The organism is Ruegeria sp. YTSA105 (assembly GCF_059610225.1).
Genome location: NZ_JBXWNE010000007.1, coordinates 1 through 17,161, shown reverse-complemented (window position 1 = coordinate 17,161; position 17,161 = coordinate 1). Strand labels below are relative to the sequence as shown.

Here is a 17,161-nt window from a genome sequence, read left to right as displayed (position 1 = left end):
AGCTTGGATGTCGTGCAGAGAGGGTAGTTTTAAAATTGTCGCGCCGTCAATAAAAACTTTACGCGCGTTAAAAATATGAGGTCACGCGGAATCCCTTAAAACCAACCTCGCGGGGAAAAGAGTCTCGGTTCGAGTGTCAAATTTCCCCCCGTTTTCAATGAGTTCAAACAAAGTCTCCACACTGCGCCCGGCTACGTTGTCATAATCATGTGCTGCTGTAGTCAGGGATGGGCATGTGAATTTTGCAAAGGGATGGTCATCATTTGAGGCCAAGCGCAGCGTAGAATCGTCTTTGCGACCGACCCGAATCCCTTGTTCATAGCAAGCAGCAAGAAAGCCGATGGCCAAACGGTCGTTGCTGCACAAGACCGAGTCCGTCCTCAGCTCGCGATCTGACAGAACTTTCAGCGCCCCCCTGTGACCGATTTCCTCGAATGCCCAACCCTTGCCGTCGACTTTGATGATATGAGGATCGAACCCAAGGCGCTCCATCACTTCGATATAGGCCTTCCGTCGCTTGTTGGCGTTTGGGTTGGCGGGGGTGCGCATTTCGAAGAATGAAGGCGGTTCGCCGGTGCGGGTCATGTATTCGACGGTTTGTGAGACGAAACTGAAATTGTCCGACCCGATAAAGGCCGCGCCCAAACCTTCAAGATTACTGTCAAACAGGACTGTCGGCACATTGGCGCAAAACTTTTCGATCGCCGCCCGATCCGACGTGCGCCCCAAAGGTGCCAGCAGGACCCCGGCAGGCTTCATGGATTTAAGGCCGTCAAGAATTTCGATTTCCAGCTTGGGATCACCATGCGAGCTGAACAGCGACGGGCGATACCCCGCAGCAATACAGCTTTGTTCCAGATAGCGCGCGATTTCGGCAAAGAACGGATCGGCAAGATAGGGAACCACGATGCCGATATTCTTGGTCAGTTTCCGGTTTTGGTTCACCGCATAGATGTTGGGGCGATAGTCGAACCGCTCAAGCGCCTCTTCGATACGGAGCCGTGTTGTGGGCCGAACACTGTCTGGGTCCTGGAAATATTTCGATACTGTGGGCCGAGAGATGCCGCTGAGGGCCGCAAACTCTTCCATGTTCCTGATCTTCGTCATGCCAGTCTGTTCGTCCGCCTTGATCTTATCATAGTTTTACATATTCTTTGCGCGCGCAAAAAAAATCAATAGCCTGGCCGGTGATATCGGAATTATGCAAGGCAAGGGGTGTGAATGTATCTTGGGATCGACATCGGAACGTCAGCGGTCAAACTTGTCTGCGCGGATGCGGGGCGAATTCTTGCGACCTCTTCCGTGGGGATTGGGACATCGTCGCCACAGCCCGGCTGGTCCGAGCAGAACCCGGAGATTTGGTGGCAGGCGACGCGCGATGCGTTGGGTCTGCTTGCTGGCGAAATCTCCCTGTCGGATGTGAAAGCAGTCGGATTGTCGGGGCAGATGCACGGGGCCGTGCTGTTGGACCGCGACCAATGCCCCATCCGTCCGGCGATTCTGTGGAATGACAGTCGCGCGGTCCGCGAATGCGACGACATTCGCGCGGCACAGCCGCAGGTTGGTCACATCGCAGGCGTCCTGCCCTTGCCCGGCTTTACGGCGCCCAAGATTGCCTGGCTGAAACGGCATGAACCGCACAATTATGCCCGACTCTCCCATATCCTGCTGCCCAAGGATTATGTCGGCCTGCGTCTGCATGGAGAGCTGGCAACCGATACTTCCGATGCCGCAGGAACAATGTGGCTCGATCAGGCTTCACGCCGCTGGCATACCGGAATGGCGGAAGCCACGGATGTCGCCGTTGACTGGCTGCCGCAGATGTTCGACGGCCACAATGTCGTTGGCACGGTAACAGTTCGGGCTGCAGCTGAGACCGGATTGAACTCCGGCGTGCCTGTCGTGGCCGGGGGAGGGGATGCGGCAACCGGTGCGGTGTCATTGGGCGCAACCGAACCTGGACGTGGGTTTATCTCGTTGGGGACATCCGGTCAGATGTTTGTTGCGGATCGTAAATACAAGCCCAACCCCGAACGCTATGTCCATGCGTTTGCGCATACATTGCCCGACCGCTGGTATCAAATGGCGGCGATGCTGAACGGGGCAAGGCCCATTTCGTGGATTGGTGATCAGCTGGGGCTTTCGGCTGCCGAGGTTGTCGGGCTTGCTGAAACCGTCAGTGGTGATCGTGTGCCCATATTCCTGCCCTATCTGACAGGTGAGCGCAGCCCCCTGGGGGACCCGCATATTCGAGCCTGTTTCTTTGGCCTTGAGGACGCCACAACGCGTGCCGAGATCTGCCGCTCGGTGGTAGAGGCAATCGCCTTTTGTTTTGCTGATGCGGCACAGAGTTTTGGCGACACCATTGACAGTTTGCCAGAGCTTGCAGCGATTGGCGGGGGCAGTCGATCTGATCTGTTGCTGGGTCTGATTTCAGCCGTAACCGAGAAGCCCATAGTGCGTTCGGTGGGGGCGGAATCCGGCCCGGCCTATGGCGCCGCCCGGCTGGCGGCCTGTGCTGACGATGCGCTGACCATAGCTGATCTGGCCGAGCAACCTGCGACGACGGACAGGTTCGAACCTGTAGAAATGCATGCGCTATTTGAACGCCTGGGGCGGTTCCGGCGGCTTTATACTGCCGTTAGCACCGTGGACTGATCGCCCTCTCAGCTAAGGTCTTTGAACATGAAGGTTGTTGGTTCCAGCCGATCATTTTCCGGGCTGCGGCAGTAGTTCGGAATCTCTCCGGCAATTTCAAACCCAAGGCTTTGATAGAGGAGGAGCGACGGGTCCGTGCTGCGCGTGTCCAGCACCAAAAGGGACCGCCCCAGTTCGCGTGCCCGCGCCTCAACCGCCGCCATAAGCGCCCGCCCAATGCCCCGCCGTCGCGCGCGGGGATGAACAAGCAGCTTGGACACGTCGGCGCGATGCGCTTGGTTGGGCATCGCGGCAGGCACCAGCTGTGCGGTGCCGACAATCCGTTCGCCATCACGATAGACGAATATCTCGGCCGCGCCGGTCTGGATGTTTGGCCAGACATGGGACTGCCAATAGCGCTGCGCGTCGTCCGACGGAAATGGCTGAATGAACCCGATACTCGCCCCGTCATGCACGCAGGCGTGCAGTATCTCTGTCAGATCGTTCAGGGCTTGGTTCAGATCATTGGCCGCCAGTCGTAAGATCATATCAGCACCATCAGGTACCGAGCACCTCGGTCGTCTTGGGTTTCGAACCGTGTCGGGCCAGACAGGTGATAGCGCAGGCAATCCCCGCTCGTTAGATGATGCGCGGTTCCATCCACGGTCAGGGTCAGGCCACCGTCCAGCATGATCAGGTGATGCTCCTGCCCGTGTTTTGGCGGCGTGTCATAGGTGATCACAACGCCAGGGGGCAGATGGCCTTCCATGACCTCTCCGCTCAGGCCCGCGGCCGGAGGGGAGACGGACCGGCGGGTAAAGCCGGTTTCGGGGTCGCGCCATTCGGGTTGATTTTCGAAGGGAACGCGCGGGGCGAAACTGTCCTCGACCATCATCAATAGACGCGACATCGGCAGCCCATAGGCGGCACATAACCGGCCCAGAGTTTCCGCGGTGGGGCTGACATCCCCCTTTTCCATACGCGACAGGGTGGCTCGGCTGACACCGCTGTGTTCCGCCAACTGATCCAGCGACCATCTCCGCGTTTGGCGAAGATGATTCAGGTGGTTTGCAAGGCGGTCGGATAGGGTATCAGGCATAGCTCGTATATGGGAAACATTTCCGTATATGAGATTATTGACCAGAAAACATAACTTCACAATAGAAAAAGGGCGCAGAAAACTGCGCCCTTCTGCTCGATAGAATGAAAGATTACTTCCAGCCGGCCTCGTTAAAGATCTTCTGTGCCTCGGGGATGTTCTTGGCAACCTCGGACAGGTTGATCTCGTCGGCTTTGTACTCACCCAGGGCGGCAACGTTATCCGCAAGGGCGACGCCTTCGACCGCCGGGAATTCGTCATTTCCGTTCGAGAAATAGACCTGCGCCTGATCGCTGGCGAGGTATTCCAGGAACTTGATCGCGTTGTCCTTGTTCGGGGCATTTGCGGCCACGCCGGCACCGGACAGGTTCATGTGCGCGCCTTCGGCTTCTTGCGCCGGGAACTGGACGCCGATCATGTCAATCTCAGCGCTCAGGCCTTTGACGTCTTTACGCATTGCACGGGCAAAGTAGTAGGAGTTCGAAACGGCGATCTCGCATTCACCTGAAACAATGCCGCGCAGCTGGTCAGTGTCACCGCCCTGTGGTTCACGCGCCATGTTCGCGACCATGCCTTCGGCCCAGGTCTTGGCGGTTTCCGCACCGTGGTTTGTGATGATCGAGGCCAGCAGGGTCTGGTTATAGGTGTTACTGGACGACCGGATGCAGACCAAACCTTTGTATTCGGGCTTGGCCAGATCCAGATAAGACGCGGGCGGGTTGGTCACATCGGCCTTGTCAAAGAAGATGATCCGCGCGCGCTGCGAAAAGCCATACCACTGGTTGTCTTCGTCCTGCAGGTTGGCGGGAATACGTTCTTCCAGAACCGCGCTTTCGACCGGCTGCAGGATACCCGCGTTCTTGGCACGCGCCAGACGCGAGGTATCAACGGTCAGCAAGATATCTGCGGGTGAGTTCGCGCCCTCGGCTTCCATCCGGGCAATCAGCTCGTCCGCTTTGCCTTCGATGCGGTTGATGGTTATACCGGTGGCCTCTTCGAAATCGGAATAGAGGCGTTCGTCGGTGTCGTAGTGGCGCGAAGAATAAAGGTTCAGTTCGCCCTCGGCAGCGGCAGAGGTCGCGATCAGGGCCGTCAGGGCGGCGGCAACGCAGGTAGAGGATTTCAGCATCATGTGTCCCAACATTGAAAATCGGCGCGGGTAATAACCCGACTGAAATGGTCAATTAAACGATTCTCAGGGGGATGCAAGAAATTCCGACAAAATTAGTTGGTCAAATCACCGCCAACATGTCGCTGGCCCCGACCAAGTGGTACTGCACAGCGGGGCCTGAGGGTCGGCAAAGCCGATCCTGGCTACGCCGTCATGGCTGACCTAGTCGTGTTGATTTAAGAACTGAAAGATCGAGAGATGCTGCTTAGCGCTTTCTCTGTCTTTTTTCAGGTTCAGGTGGAGACGGGTCCGGGACAGGTGCGGGGGCCGGCTCAGGGTCTGGGTCGTCGGTCAACACCGGTTCTTTTTTCAGCATGACCTGTGTGACAGCTTCCATATATTTCTGCAGCAAGACCGGAGGATCGGCCGGGGCCAGTTTGATGGTCAGCCTGCTTGCGCCTTCTTGGCTGTAAGCATAGCGCGAGGAATAGCTGGCATTGACCTGCGCTGCGACAGGGCCCCAACCACCTTTGACCGAAGCGCTGCCCGCTTTTTCGGTTTGCTTAGTCATTGAGATCGCCATTTTGACCTCAATTTCGGCTTCTTGCACCGCGTAGAATGCGGGTAGAAAGCCCATGGAAACCAAACTGAATTCTTTGGGGGGGCCATTGGGATTGGACAAGTCCGGAAGCTGGATCTTCTGATCGGCCATATATTTGGCGACATCTGTAGAATGTCGATCCAACTCGGTCTGCGACTCGGCAACGGAAAGCGCAAGCTTTTGAACCATTTCCGCAAACGGGACGTTTAGCAGTTCCTGCCCGATACTCATTTCCAATCTCCTCTGTTAATTTAGTCTTTCTCAATAATTTGCGTGGCGGTCCGCCTCCTGACGGAAAAAGTGACCTTGGATGCGTTCTGGCTGATCGCCTGTTTTCGGGCATTCGTCGCGATTTGGGCTTTGGTGCCGTCCTGACCCAACCCAACAACCGCTTCGACTTTGACGTTGTCGATGGTGAAATCACTGCTGCCATCAGACCCGGCGAGGATCTGTTCACCCAGGGCTTGCGAGAATTCCTGCGCGTTGACGACCTGTGTGTCAGGATCGTCCGCTCCCATTGCCGCGCGGCCCTCGGCCATCGGGTTCATCACCGGGTTACCCGCGCCCATCAACATGCCGCCGCTGCCTTCTTCCAGATCGTCGATCCGTTCTTGGAGGTCGTTGATCGTCTCGAGCAGCGCGACTTCGCGCGCCTCCATTGCCGTCATGCGGTTTTCAAGTGACTGAAGCAGAGTGGTGAATGCCTCGGGCATCTCGGTGACGCGGACATCTATGGGCGCTCTTTTGGGGGCTTTGACTTTCTTAGTTGCCATCATTGCCATCCAAAGATCTGCTCTCATCTACGGGACCGGGCGCGAAACGCATTCGCATCGTGGACGCGCTTTTGGAATCGAGCGTGTCTGTCTGAGTCAATTTCGGGCCAAAAATAAAGGTGCCAATCCTGCTGCGTTGGCCTTCTTCGGTGGAACTGCTCATCTCCATGACGACCTTCAGTTCCACATCGACATCCTGCATGTGATAAAAGACCGGCGGGATGCCAAGATCGCGCAGTTCCTGGGGGTAGTTCTTCAGCGCTTTCAGCTGATCAATGCTAAGCTGTTCGGCCGCCTGGGCCACACTGCGGCCTATATCGGCTACCATGTCGGTCAGAGTTGTTCCGAATATCTTGTCCAGATCATCGTTGGCCAATCCGACCTCCCGTCATAAAATCACGGAAAGCGTAGCACGAGATCGCCCTATCACAACGTTGAATCTCAGAACCGAACTTTCTGAGCGAATTCCTGCAGTTCCGTCCGCATTACATCTGGTTGAAATGCCGGACAAAAAAAAACCGCACCCGAAGGCGCGGTTCTTTGAATTCAGTATGTACAGTTCTTAGCCCTGACGAGCTTTGAACCGACGCTGCGTCTTGTTGATCACGTAGACGCGGCCTTTGCGACGCACAACCCGGCAATCACGGTGCCGGTTCTTGAGCGAGCGGAGCGAGTTCTTGACCTTCATGGGTCTGTCTCCAATCTGCGGCGCCTTCATCAAGGACGTGGCCAGCGCCTGGGTTTGCGGGTGCCCCGGAAATCCGAAGCAGTGAGTTCATGGTGGGCGGTACAAGGATCGAACTTGTGACCCCTTCGATGTCAACGAAGTGCTCTACCGCTGAGCTAACCGCCCATGAAACCGTCGCGTGGCCAACCCCATAACGAAATGGGGCGCGGAACCCCGCGCCGGTAGCGGGGTCTATAAAAGGAGTCGCAAAAGGGTTCAAGGGGTTTGGTAGAACTATTTTCCGGTCTATGTTTGGTGCGAACAAGGAGTCGCCATGCAAAACGCTGCTTACCTACTGGATATGCCTGCCAAGCGCACGTCCTGTGTGGTTTTTTCCTCTCCGCATAGCGGTCGAAACTATCCAAATGGGTTGATGAAGCGGTCGGTTCTCAGCCAAGATGTGATTCGTTCTTCCGAGGATGCTTTTGTGGATCAGTTATTTTCATCAGCGGCGCACCATGGTGCGCCACTGATTTCGGCGATGATGCCACGCGCCTATGTCGATCTGAACCGCAGCGCAGAAGAGCTGGATCCAGCCCTTATTCAGGGCGCGCGCCGCCAAGGCCATAACCCGCGGGTAGCGTCCGGGCTGGGGGTGATTCCGCGTGTGGTCGCCAATGGCCGAGAAATCTATCGCGGTAAGCTGACCATGGATGAGGCGCGTTTGCGAATCGATACCTGTTGGCGTCCCTATCATGCCCGGATCAAATCGTTGCTGGCAGAATCGCATCAGGAATTCGGGCAGGCGATTCTGATCGACTGTCATTCGATGCCGCACGAAGCCGTGGCCCTTGCGTCCACAGTCAATTCCAGACGTCCCGAGATCGTTCTGGGGGATCGGTTCGGTGCCTCTGCAGCGCCAGAGGTCGTCGAACAGGTAGAGGCCGCTTTCGTCTCGGCGGGTCTGAGCGTGGCCCGAAATACGCCGTTTGCCGGGGCCTATGTGACCCAGACCTATGGACGCCCCAGCCGCCACCAGCATGCTGTACAGATCGAGATCGACAGATCCCTGTATATGGATGAAAGCAGGATCGAGCCGAATGACAATTTCGCTGCCTTCAAAGAGACCCTGGGCGAAATCATCATGGATATTGCGCGGATCGGGCCTGAGCCGCTGCAGCTTGCAGCCGAATAACCTCAGCGAAGGGCACGTCCTTTGACGATGGCATCCGTCCCAAAGCGGCGGCGAATCTCATCCGTTGCGCGTTCGGCCTGCGATCTGCGCGAGGCATCCGGGTCCAGCAGATCCCCTGAAATATCCGCCTGATCCTCGGGGCACAGATCCGACAGGCCACACCCCAACAGCCGATAGGGGCCCTGATCACCAACCTGATCGAACAGCGCCCGTGCTGTGCGATAGATCCGATCGGCAATCTGTGTGGCATCGCGAAGAGAAACGCGTCGCGTAATGAGTTTGTGATTGGCTCTTTTCAGTTTGAGCGTCACAACCCGCCCGGCCAGCCCCTTGGCCTTGGCCCGATCCGAGACTTTTTCCGCCATCCGCCAAAGGTGCCCATCGAGAATGTCGGCATTGGCCGTATCCTCAAAAAAGGTCGTTTCGTTGCTGATGGACTTCATCGGTTCATGTGCCGAAACCCGGCGCTTGTCCTGACCGCGGGCCAGATGCCACAGCCGGTAGCCCATGGAGCCAAACCGCGCGGTCAGATCCTCTTGGTCCCAGCGCAGTAGGTCCGAGAACAAGCGTATGCCTGCGCGGTCCAGCGATTCCTGCGCCGCAGGGCCTATGCCCCAGATCAGGCGCACTGGCTTGTCGTTCAGAAACGCGGATGTCTCTTCCTTGCCGATCACCGAAAATCCGCGCGGCTTGTCCAGATCGGATGCGACCTTGGCCAGAAACTTGTTATGTGACAGCCCGATTGACCCGGTCAGCCCCAACTCGGCCTTCATCCGCTTGACCAATCGTGCAAGCATGACGGCGGGTGGAGCGCCGTGCAGACGTTGCGTGCCGGATAGGTCCATGAACGCTTCGTCCAGGGACAGCGGTTCAACAATCGGCGTCAGCTCGTCCATCATCGACCTGATTTGGCGCGAAGCCTCGGCATAGACCGACATGCGCGGTTTGATCACGACAGCGTCGGGGCATAGTTGCAACGCTTTGAACATCGGCATTGCCGAACGGACGCCGCGAATCCGGGCTACATAACAAGCCGTAGAAACAACACCGCGCTTGCCGCCCCCGATAATGACGGGTTTGTCGGCCAGCTCCGGATTGTCCCGTTTTTCGACAGAGGCGTAGAAGGCATCGCAATCCATATGTGCGATGGACAGGTCAAACAATTCAGGATGCGTTTTGACGCGCGGGCTGCCGCAGACCGGGCAGCGGCGTTCCTTCGTCAGTTCTGTCAGGCAATCTCGGCAGAGGCCGGGCATTTTCTTTTCCCGTCTTCCATGCGGTCCGTAAGGTTCGGTGACTATATCATTCGCATGCCACGGGCAAAACCCGCACAGTGAGGGTAGGAACCAGATCTACCAAAAGAAGGCCCCCCGCAAAGTGGCGGGGGGAGGTGACGGACCTCAGGAAGAGATGGTCCGCGGGGAGTATCACCTACTTAGATTCTCTCAAAATCGAATTTTTCGATAGAACCCAGTTCACACAGTGGAAACTCGTGTTTTGCATGTGTGTTTTGGGGCACAGGGACGATTTGGCGCGGATCGGGTGAAAAGTGACCTAAGGTCAACTGTTTGTGGGTTGTTCTTGCGAAAATTTAGCCTGATTTAGCCGGATTGCCCTAGTGTCGGGATAAGGAATTTAACTCTGCAAGCACCGCCTCTGCGGCGGCTTTAGGGTCTTGCGCCTGATAGATTGGGCGCCCGACGACGATGTGATCGGCACCATCACCGATGGCATTTGCCGGGGTTGCGACCCGTTTCTGATCTCCCAGAGCGGCACCGGCGGGCCGAACACCGGGTGTCACGATCAAGCGGTTTTCGGCTTGGGGCAGGGCACGGATCAGCGCGGCCTCTTGCGGGCTGGCGATGACGCCATCGGCACCCGCCTCCAACGCTTTGGCCGCGCGTTCGACAACCAGGTCCTGGACATCGCCCGACTTCAGCAGGCTGGCATCCAGATCATCCCGGTTCAACGAGGTCAGGATGGTTACGGCCAGGATCTTGAGGTCTTTGCCAGACGCGCCCTCTTTGGCGGCCCGCACCACGTGCGGGTCACCATGAACGGTCAGGAAATCCAAATCGAACTGTGCCAGACCACGCACCGCATTTTCCACCGTATTACCGATGTCGAACAGTTTCATGTCCAGAAAGATGCGCTTGCCCTGATCCTGCTTTAACTCGTTCGCCAGGGCTAGCCCGCCCCCTGTCAGCATTCCCAGGCCGATCTTGTAGAATGAGACACTGTCCCCCAGCCGCTCGGCCAAGGCCAGACCGTCGAGGGCGTTGGGGACATCAAGGGCTACAATCAGGCGGTCATCGGACATTGGGGGCTCCTTTTTGGCAAACGTCTGCGTCCTAACGGTTTCGTGCGCTTCTGTCCATGCGCGCCTTGCGTGATTCAGATCACGGCAGAGGTTTCCGACTGTGCTATTATCGCGTTGTGCAACTGGGACGGAATTCGGAATGAGACAGTTTACGAAACCCACTATCGCAATCTGCGCGGGGCTGATGCTGGCCGGGTGTCAGGACATGGCGCTGGAAAAAGAGGCTGCTGATACAGTCCTGAGGTCTCCGACAAACGACAACCTCCGGCTGATTGGCGGTTATCGTTCGATGGATGATGACTGTCAGGTTACAGGGGAATCCGCCTTTACCGTGGATTTTCTGGATGACGCCGCCGATCTGGTTTCCTGCCCGACGGGCAGCGATGCAGCGCAATCGCTTGTCGATATGTACGGTGCGCGTTCTGTGGCGAAAACTGGGGGGTATACAGTTTATTCTGTGCCGCGTCGGTAGGTTGGATTCTGTTGGCAGACCCCTTGAACCGCGCAAGATATTTCCCAGATTGAATGTGAGGCCCAGACCGACGCGCGCTGCCAGGCGGGCGCGTCAAAACAGGGCGCTTAGAGAAGGAGCAAAATATGGACTTGAACAAGTTCACCGAGCGGGCACGAGGTTTCGTGCAGGCAGCGCAAACGATTGCGATGCGCGAGGGGCACCAGAGGTTGACCCCTGAACATATACTCAAAGCCTTGATGGACGATGATCAGGGGCTGGCCAGCAATCTGATCACCCGCGCAGGCGGAGCGCCCAGCCGTGTCGTTAACGCACTGGATGCGTCCATGGCCAAAATTCCCAAGGTCAGTGGCGATGCGGGCCAGGTTTATCTGGATGGTCAGACCGCCAAAGTTCTGGATGAAGCTGAAAAGATCGCCACCAAGGCAGGCGATAGTTTCGTGCCGGTTGAACGTATTCTGATGGCGCTGTGCATGGTGAAATCCAAAGCCAAGGATGCTTTGGAAGATGGCGCGGTGACGGCGCAGAAACTGAACGAAGCCATCAATGACATCCGCAAGGGCCGCACTGCTGACACCGCATCGGCGGAAGAGGGCTATGATGCGCTCAAGAAATACGCGCGTGACCTGACCGAAGCGGCGGCTGAGGGCAAGATCGACCCGATTATCGGGCGGGATGAGGAAATCCGCCGCTCGATGCAGGTTCTGTCGCGCCGCACCAAGAACAACCCCGTTCTGATCGGCGAGCCCGGCGTGGGTAAAACCGCGATTGCCGAAGGTATGGCCCTGCGCATCATCAATGGGGATGTGCCGGAATCGCTAAAGGATAAAAAGCTGCTCGCGCTCGACATGGGTGCGCTGATCGCAGGTGCGAAATACCGTGGTGAGTTCGAAGAACGCCTCAAGGCGGTTTTGACCGAAGTGACCGAAGCCGCCGGTGAAATCATCTTGTTCATTGATGAGATGCACACGCTAGTGGGTGCGGGCAAATCCGACGGCGCGATGGATGCTGCCAACCTGATCAAGCCTGCGCTTGCCCGGGGTGAGCTGCATTGTATCGGTGCCACCACGCTGGATGAGTATCGCAAATACGTGGAAAAAGACGCAGCCCTTGCGCGCCGGTTCCAGCCGGTTGTGGTGCAGGAACCGACTGTCGAGGACACGATCAGCATCCTGCGCGGTATCAAGGAAAAGTACGAGTTGCACCATGGTGTGCGTATCTCGGACTCGGCTTTGGTGTCGGCAGCGACCCTGTCGCATCGCTACATCACTGATCGCTTCCTGCCCGATAAAGCTATCGACCTTGTCGATGAAGCGTCGGCTCGCTTGCGGATGGAAGTGGATAGCAAGCCCGAAGAACTCGATCAGCTGGATCGCCAGATCCTGCAGATGCAGATCGAGGAGCAGGCGCTGAAGCTCGAAGATGATGCGGCATCGAAGGATCGTCTGGAAACCTTGCAAAAGGATCTGGCCGATCTGCAGGAGCAATCTGCCGAGATGACTGCCCAGTGGCAAGCCGAACGTGACAAGCTGGCTGGTGCGCGCGATCTGAAGGAACAGCTCGACAAGGCACGGGCCGATCTGGAAATCGCCAAGCGCGAAGGCAACCTCGCCAAGGCGGGTGAGCTGTCCTATGGCGTCATCCCCGAGCTTGAGAAGAAGCTGACCGAGGCCGAAAACGCCGAAAGCAGCCAGATGATGGCCGAGGAGACGGTGCGCCCCGAACAGATCGCAAGCGTTGTCGAACGCTGGACGGGAATCCCGACCTCGAAGATGCTGGAAGGCGAGCGCGAAAAGCTGCTGCGGATGGAAGACGATCTGCATTCACGCGTGATCGGTCAGGATGCAGCGGTGACCGCCGTGTCCAACGCTGTGCGCCGTGCTCGTGCAGGTTTGAACGACGAAGGCCGTCCGCTGGGTTCGTTCCTGTTCCTCGGACCAACCGGCGTGGGGAAAACCGAGCTGACCAAGGCGGTGGCGAACTTCCTGTTCGACGACGACAACGCGATGGTGCGCATCGACATGTCCGAGTTCATGGAGAAACACGCGGTTGCCCGTCTGATCGGGGCGCCTCCGGGCTATGTCGGCTATGACGAAGGCGGTGTGCTGACCGAAGCCGTGCGGCGCAGGCCCTATCAGGTTGTGCTGTTCGATGAGGTCGAAAAGGCGCATCCGGATGTGTTCAACGTGCTGTTGCAGGTACTGGATGATGGTGTGCTGACCGATGGTCAGGGCCGTACGGTGGACTTCAAGCAGACGCTGATCATCCTGACCTCGAACCTCGGCTCTCAGGCGCTCAGCCAGTTGCCCGACGGTGCCGACAGTGCACAGGCACGGCGGGATGTGATGGATGCGGTCCGGGCGCATTTCCGGCCCGAATTCCTGAACCGTCTGGACGAAACGATCATCTTCGACCGCCTGAAACGGGGTGATATGGATGGCATTGTCGATATCCAAATGGCACGCCTGCAAAAACGCCTGGCCGCGCGGAAGATCGAGCTGGTTCTGGACGACGGGGCTAAGGAATGGCTGGCCAACGAGGGCTATGACCCGGTCTTCGGTGCTCGCCCACTGAAACGCGTGATCCAACGCGCCTTGCAGAACCCGCTGGCCGAGGCGCTGCTGGCGGGTGAGATCAAGGATGGCGAGTCTATTCCGGTCACCGCCGGGGCCGAGGGCCTGATCATAGGCGATCGGCTGGGCACGTCTGAGCGACCACGACCGGATGATGCCGTGGTGCATTGAACCTAAACTGATTGTTGAATGGACCCGCTTGACTGGTGGGTCCATTCTTGAATTTACCCGCGTTTTTTTGCGACTAACCCCCGGCTTGTCCGAGAGGGTGGGCCAGATGGGAAAGAATAGACCGTTTCGCAATCAAAACCTGCTTCATCTAGCAGCTCTAAGATCTCCGCGCGCTGAAACGTTCTATGTCGCCATTGCAACCAGATGATGGCGTTACACCAATGTGGCTTTGATACCACCAAAAACAGGCGACCCCCCGGGCGCAGCAGTCTGTGAATGTCTTGCAAGGCTTGGGACGGATCTGCGCAATGTTCAATCACATGGGCCGCAAGAGCTACGCTCACGGGGTCTAGATTGACATTACCTAGCACCCCTTGGGCTAGTTCTGGTTCGACCCCCCGCGCCCGCAGAGCCTTTTGGCCTTGCCTGATCATCCCCGCGCTGGGTTCAAGTAAGGTTATCCTGGCCGGTTTTCCGTGGACCGCTACCCAGGCCTCGGCGAAGGACGCAGTGCCAGCCCCAATATCGACCACATGTGTCACGTCGTCAGCGACAGGCAATCTCGAGGTCAGGAATTCTAGGTAGCCATCATAGTACCCAAGCGCGCGCATCTTGTCCCGCCACCGGGGCGCGGCTGTATCGTAACGATGCGTGATTTCGGCAATGGGTTTGGGCATTGGTCCGTGCTTTGAAGGTATGCTGTATCACTAGTGCATCGTGGCTTTAGACCAACGCGAATATCCGTGCCGGACCTCCGGTGCCGCCAGCATGTTTCGGTGCGCCGATGACCAGCGTGGCCCCCGCGGTCGGAACCCGATCCAGGCCCGCAAGGCATTCGATGCCAAACCGGCCCGAGGGCAGCCAGGCATAGTGGGTGGCGAAATCAGCGGACATGCCGTGATCCAGCGACAGGGTATCCACCGCAATCGACCGCGCGCCGGTGTCTTCCATTAACATCTGCGCCGCTTCGACGTGAAACCCTGGATAGTGCTGCGCCTCACCGTCGAAATTGCGGAACCCGTCCGTGGCGGTCTTGCCGGACCAACCGGAATGCATCGCTACGCAAGCGCCGTCGGGGATGTCTCCGTTGGCCGCAATCCACGCCTTCAGATCGTCCGGGGTAACGCGGGTGTCGGCGTCTTCGGCCGCGCGGGCGGCGATATTGACGACACAAAGCGGCGCGACCAGATCGGTCACCGGGATCTCATCAACCGACATGCCATCTGCGGAGAAATGCAGGGGCGCATCTATATGCGTGCCGGTATGTTCGTTGATCGACAGATTGAACAGGTTAAAGCCGTGATCCGCGAAGTTGAACGCCTGTTCGGCCGAAATGCCGGGTTCGCCTCCCCAGGTCGGAAAGTCGGGGCTGAGCGTATGGGTCATGTCCTCGACCCCGCCATGACCTGCGGCCAGCGCTGCTGGTGCAATCGCTCCGGTGGTCGCAGCCGCAACGCTCGTGGCGGCAGCAGCTTTGAAGAAACTCCGCCGCGACAGCATTCTGTCTTTGACGGCATTCATAACGCAGATGTCACACATTCTTCTTCTCCCACTGGTGGATTTCAATCGTTGGATGGGTCGTCCATCTTTTCCCTTGTTGGTAATACCTGCGGCCCAGCCTGCATTTTTGAGGCCTGCGTTGTAAAGGTGGTGACCACAGGTGGTGCCGCGACAACAGCCTCACCCCCTTGATACGTTACAAACTGGTCGCTCAATCGTGAGGCCTGTTTCCTTGGCTCTATGCTATCAGCAGACTACCTCACCTCAGAGGATGTATGAAGACGGAGACTTAGATGGCGCATCGCTGGACCAACACATTGACACATGCCGACGTCACCCCCCGGGCGGCGTTTCTGAACCGGCGCCAGATGATGGTCGGGATGGCGGGTGTCGGATTGGCAGGGCTGGCGCAGGGGGCAACCGCGCAAGAGGCGCTGGAGCCGAATACCTGGGAAGAGATCACCGGTTATAACAATTATTACGAGTTTGGTACGCGGAAAGAAGATCCTGCAAAATACGCCTATACTCTTGTTACTGAGCCGTGGAGCATCAAAATTGACGGTCTGGTGGACAAGCCCGGCGATTACAATTTCAAGGACATCCTGTCCGAAATGACCGTCGAAGAACGGATATACCGGTTTCGCTGTGTCGAGGCATGGTCGATGGTGATCCCTTGGAACGGGTTTGAACTGGCCGACCTGCTGAACATGGCCGGTGTTCAGGAAGGCGCCAAATACGTGGCCTTTGAAACCGCTTATCGTCCAGATGAAATGCCGGGTGTTCAGTATCCGGTTCTGGACTGGCCGTACCGTGAAGGTCTGCGGCTGGACGAAGCAATGCACCCGCTGACCCTGATGGCCACTGGTATTTATGGCCGGCCGATCCCGAACCAGAACGGCGCACCATTGCGTCTGGTGGTTCCGTGGAAATACGGGTTCAAATCCATCAAGTCGATCGTTCGCATTACGGTGTCAGATGTTGAGCCACCGACAAGCTGGAACATGGCCGGTCCGCGCGAATATGGTTTCTATAGTAACGTGAACCCCAATGTGGATCACCCGCGCTGGTCGCAGGCCTCGGAGCGTCAAATCGGCGGTGGGCTGTTTGCCAAGCGCATCCCGACGCTCATGTTCAATGGCTACGAGGACGAGGTCGCCGGGCTTTACGAAGGCATGGATCTGTCCAAGCATTATTGAGAGTATGAGCGCGCTGAACCAGATATTCCGTCGGATCCCTGATTGGGCCGTCTATTTGCTGGGGGTCCTGCCGGCACCCTGGCTGTTCTATCAAGGGCTGACCGGAGGTTTGGGTGCCGACCCGATTGAGGCTCTTGAGCATAAGTACGGCAAACTGGCATTGCAGTTTTTGATTGTTGTTCTGGCTATATCGCCCCTGCGCAGGTTTGTCGGCGTGAACCTGATCAAGTTCAGGCGGGCGCTGGGCGTTTTGACATTTATATATATCAGTCTGCATCTTTTGGTTTGGCTGGTATTGGATGTGCAGGCCCCCGGGCAGATCTGGGCGGACATCCTGAAGCGCCCCTATATAACTGTGGGTATGGCGGCATTTGTTCTGACGCTGCCACTGGCCGTGACGTCGAACAACTTTTCAGTACGGCAGCTTGGCCCGGGCTGGCGCGCGCTTCAGCGTTTGGTCTATCCGGCAGCAGTTCTGGGGGGCGTGCATTATGTAATGCAGGCCAAAGGATTTCAGATCGAACCCTTGATCTATTTGTCCGTGATTTTGGCTTTGCTTGCTTTGCGCCTACCGATCTCGACCCTGATGAGCCGATTCCGAGGTGCGATTCCGCCCGACTCGGCCTGAGTCTGCCAGCAAGCCTGTGCGAAACACAATTTTCCGTACGCATCTTGGCGGTTGGCCGCCGTATTTGGGCGCGGTTATAATTGTAAGTATTTGTTTTATTTCAGTAAATAATTGTTTTGAAGATTTTCGAGAGTTTCGGGAATTTTCTGCTTGCGGTGTATGTTTGTAATGCTTAGAACCCCCTTCACCGGCGCTGCTGAGGCGCTTGTGACACACTG

The 17,161-nt window shown here is 57.4% G+C and carries 18 protein-coding genes and 1 tRNA gene; 6 read left to right on the top strand and 13 right to left on the bottom strand.

The window, feature by feature from the left end:
• Window positions 1–81 precede the first annotated feature (81 nt).
• The gene (locus AC2FH2_RS10555; RefSeq protein ID WP_496823494.1) at window positions 82–1,107 is read right to left on the bottom strand and encodes a LacI family DNA-binding transcriptional regulator; all 1,026 of its coding nucleotides are present in this window, start codon (window positions 1,105–1,107) and stop codon (window positions 82–84) included.
• Window positions 1,108–1,221: 114 nt separating this feature from the next.
• Between AC2FH2_RS10555 and xylB the strand changes: the two genes are divergently transcribed.
• Entirely contained in the window at window positions 1,222–2,658 is a 1,437-nt protein-coding gene (gene xylB / locus AC2FH2_RS10550; protein WP_496823492.1) for a xylulokinase, read from the top strand.
• An 8-nt stretch (window positions 2,659–2,666) separates the two neighbouring features.
• Here xylB and AC2FH2_RS10545 read toward each other — a convergent pair whose 3' ends face one another.
• From AC2FH2_RS10545 to AC2FH2_RS10510, 8 genes are all read right to left on the bottom strand, one after another.
• Window positions 2,667–3,185 carry a GNAT family N-acetyltransferase gene (locus AC2FH2_RS10545; protein ID WP_496823490.1) on the bottom strand — a complete coding sequence of 173 codons (519 nt, stop codon included), beginning with the start codon at window positions 3,183–3,185 and terminating at the stop codon, window positions 2,667–2,669.
• On the bottom strand, window positions 3,182–3,736 hold the full coding sequence (locus AC2FH2_RS10540; protein WP_496823488.1) for a helix-turn-helix domain-containing protein: 555 nt from the start codon (window positions 3,734–3,736) through the stop codon (window positions 3,182–3,184). Before AC2FH2_RS10540 ends, AC2FH2_RS10545 begins: the two co-directional genes overlap by 4 nt.
• Window positions 3,737–3,848: 112 nt before the next feature.
• Window positions 3,849–4,865 (bottom strand): extracellular solute-binding protein, encoded by a 1,017-nt coding sequence (locus AC2FH2_RS10535; protein WP_496787042.1) that lies wholly within the window; start codon window positions 4,863–4,865, stop codon window positions 3,849–3,851.
• 247 nt (window positions 4,866–5,112) lie between these two features.
• Window positions 5,113–5,679, bottom strand: a complete 567-nt coding sequence (locus AC2FH2_RS10530) for a hypothetical protein (RefSeq protein WP_271951874.1) — start codon at window positions 5,677–5,679, stop codon at window positions 5,113–5,115.
• A gap of 20 nt (window positions 5,680–5,699) precedes the next feature.
• Window positions 5,700–6,221: a hypothetical protein gene (locus AC2FH2_RS10525; RefSeq protein ID WP_142639525.1), complete on the bottom strand. Its 522-nt coding sequence runs from the start codon at window positions 6,219–6,221 to the stop codon at window positions 5,700–5,702.
• A complete protein-coding gene (locus tag AC2FH2_RS10520; protein ID WP_271951870.1) occupies window positions 6,211–6,597 on the bottom strand; it encodes a hypothetical protein in 387 nt (128 codons plus the stop codon). The genes AC2FH2_RS10525 and AC2FH2_RS10520 overlap by 11 nt, the downstream gene beginning before the upstream one ends.
• A gap of 186 nt (window positions 6,598–6,783) precedes the next feature.
• The gene (gene ykgO, locus AC2FH2_RS10515; RefSeq protein ID WP_008562923.1) at window positions 6,784–6,909 is read right to left on the bottom strand and encodes a type B 50S ribosomal protein L36; all 126 of its coding nucleotides are present in this window, start codon (window positions 6,907–6,909) and stop codon (window positions 6,784–6,786) included.
• 90 nt (window positions 6,910–6,999) lie between these two features.
• A tRNA-Val gene (locus AC2FH2_RS10510) sits at window positions 7,000–7,074 on the bottom strand.
• Between the two features lie 148 nt (window positions 7,075–7,222).
• Between AC2FH2_RS10510 and AC2FH2_RS10505 the strand changes: the two genes are divergently transcribed.
• Complete coding sequence (locus tag AC2FH2_RS10505) at window positions 7,223–8,083, top strand: N-formylglutamate amidohydrolase (protein WP_496823486.1); 861 nt, start codon at window positions 7,223–7,225, stop codon at window positions 8,081–8,083.
• A gap of 2 nt (window positions 8,084–8,085) precedes the next feature.
• Here the strand turns inward: AC2FH2_RS10505 and AC2FH2_RS10500 are convergent, their stop codons facing one another.
• A complete protein-coding gene (locus tag AC2FH2_RS10500; RefSeq protein ID WP_496694126.1) occupies window positions 8,086–9,339 on the bottom strand; it encodes a DNA polymerase IV in 1,254 nt (417 codons plus the stop codon).
• A 359-nt stretch (window positions 9,340–9,698) separates the two neighbouring features.
• Entirely contained in the window at window positions 9,699–10,403 is a 705-nt protein-coding gene (gene pyrF / locus AC2FH2_RS10495) for an orotidine-5'-phosphate decarboxylase (RefSeq protein ID WP_281973698.1), read from the bottom strand.
• A gap of 139 nt (window positions 10,404–10,542) precedes the next feature.
• Between pyrF and AC2FH2_RS10490 the strand changes: the two genes are divergently transcribed.
• Together AC2FH2_RS10490 and clpB are read left to right on the top strand one after the other, a co-directional pair.
• Window positions 10,543–10,875: a hypothetical protein gene (locus AC2FH2_RS10490; protein WP_142639515.1), complete on the top strand. Its 333-nt coding sequence runs from the start codon at window positions 10,543–10,545 to the stop codon at window positions 10,873–10,875.
• 125 nt (window positions 10,876–11,000) lie between these two features.
• Entirely contained in the window at window positions 11,001–13,619 is a 2,619-nt protein-coding gene (clpB, locus tag AC2FH2_RS10485) for an ATP-dependent chaperone ClpB (RefSeq protein WP_142639513.1), read from the top strand.
• 53 nt (window positions 13,620–13,672) lie between these two features.
• Here clpB and AC2FH2_RS10480 read toward each other — a convergent pair whose 3' ends face one another.
• Both AC2FH2_RS10480 and AC2FH2_RS10475 read right to left on the bottom strand, forming a co-directional pair.
• Window positions 13,673–14,296, bottom strand: coding sequence for a class I SAM-dependent methyltransferase (locus tag AC2FH2_RS10480; RefSeq protein ID WP_496823484.1), 624 nt, complete (start codon window positions 14,294–14,296; stop codon window positions 13,673–13,675).
• A gap of 46 nt (window positions 14,297–14,342) precedes the next feature.
• Entirely contained in the window at window positions 14,343–15,158 is an 816-nt protein-coding gene (locus AC2FH2_RS10475) for a cyclase family protein (protein WP_496823482.1), read from the bottom strand.
• A gap of 254 nt (window positions 15,159–15,412) precedes the next feature.
• On the opposite strand from AC2FH2_RS10475, the gene msrP reads away from it, so the two are divergent.
• Both msrP and msrQ read left to right on the top strand, forming a co-directional pair.
• A complete protein-coding gene (gene msrP, locus AC2FH2_RS10470) occupies window positions 15,413–16,315 on the top strand; it encodes a protein-methionine-sulfoxide reductase catalytic subunit MsrP (protein WP_496689812.1) in 903 nt (300 codons plus the stop codon).
• Window positions 16,316–16,319: 4 nt separating this feature from the next.
• Window positions 16,320–16,943: a protein-methionine-sulfoxide reductase heme-binding subunit MsrQ gene (msrQ, locus tag AC2FH2_RS10465; RefSeq protein WP_142639507.1), complete on the top strand. Its 624-nt coding sequence runs from the start codon at window positions 16,320–16,322 to the stop codon at window positions 16,941–16,943.
• Window positions 16,944–17,161: the final 218 nt, after the last annotated feature.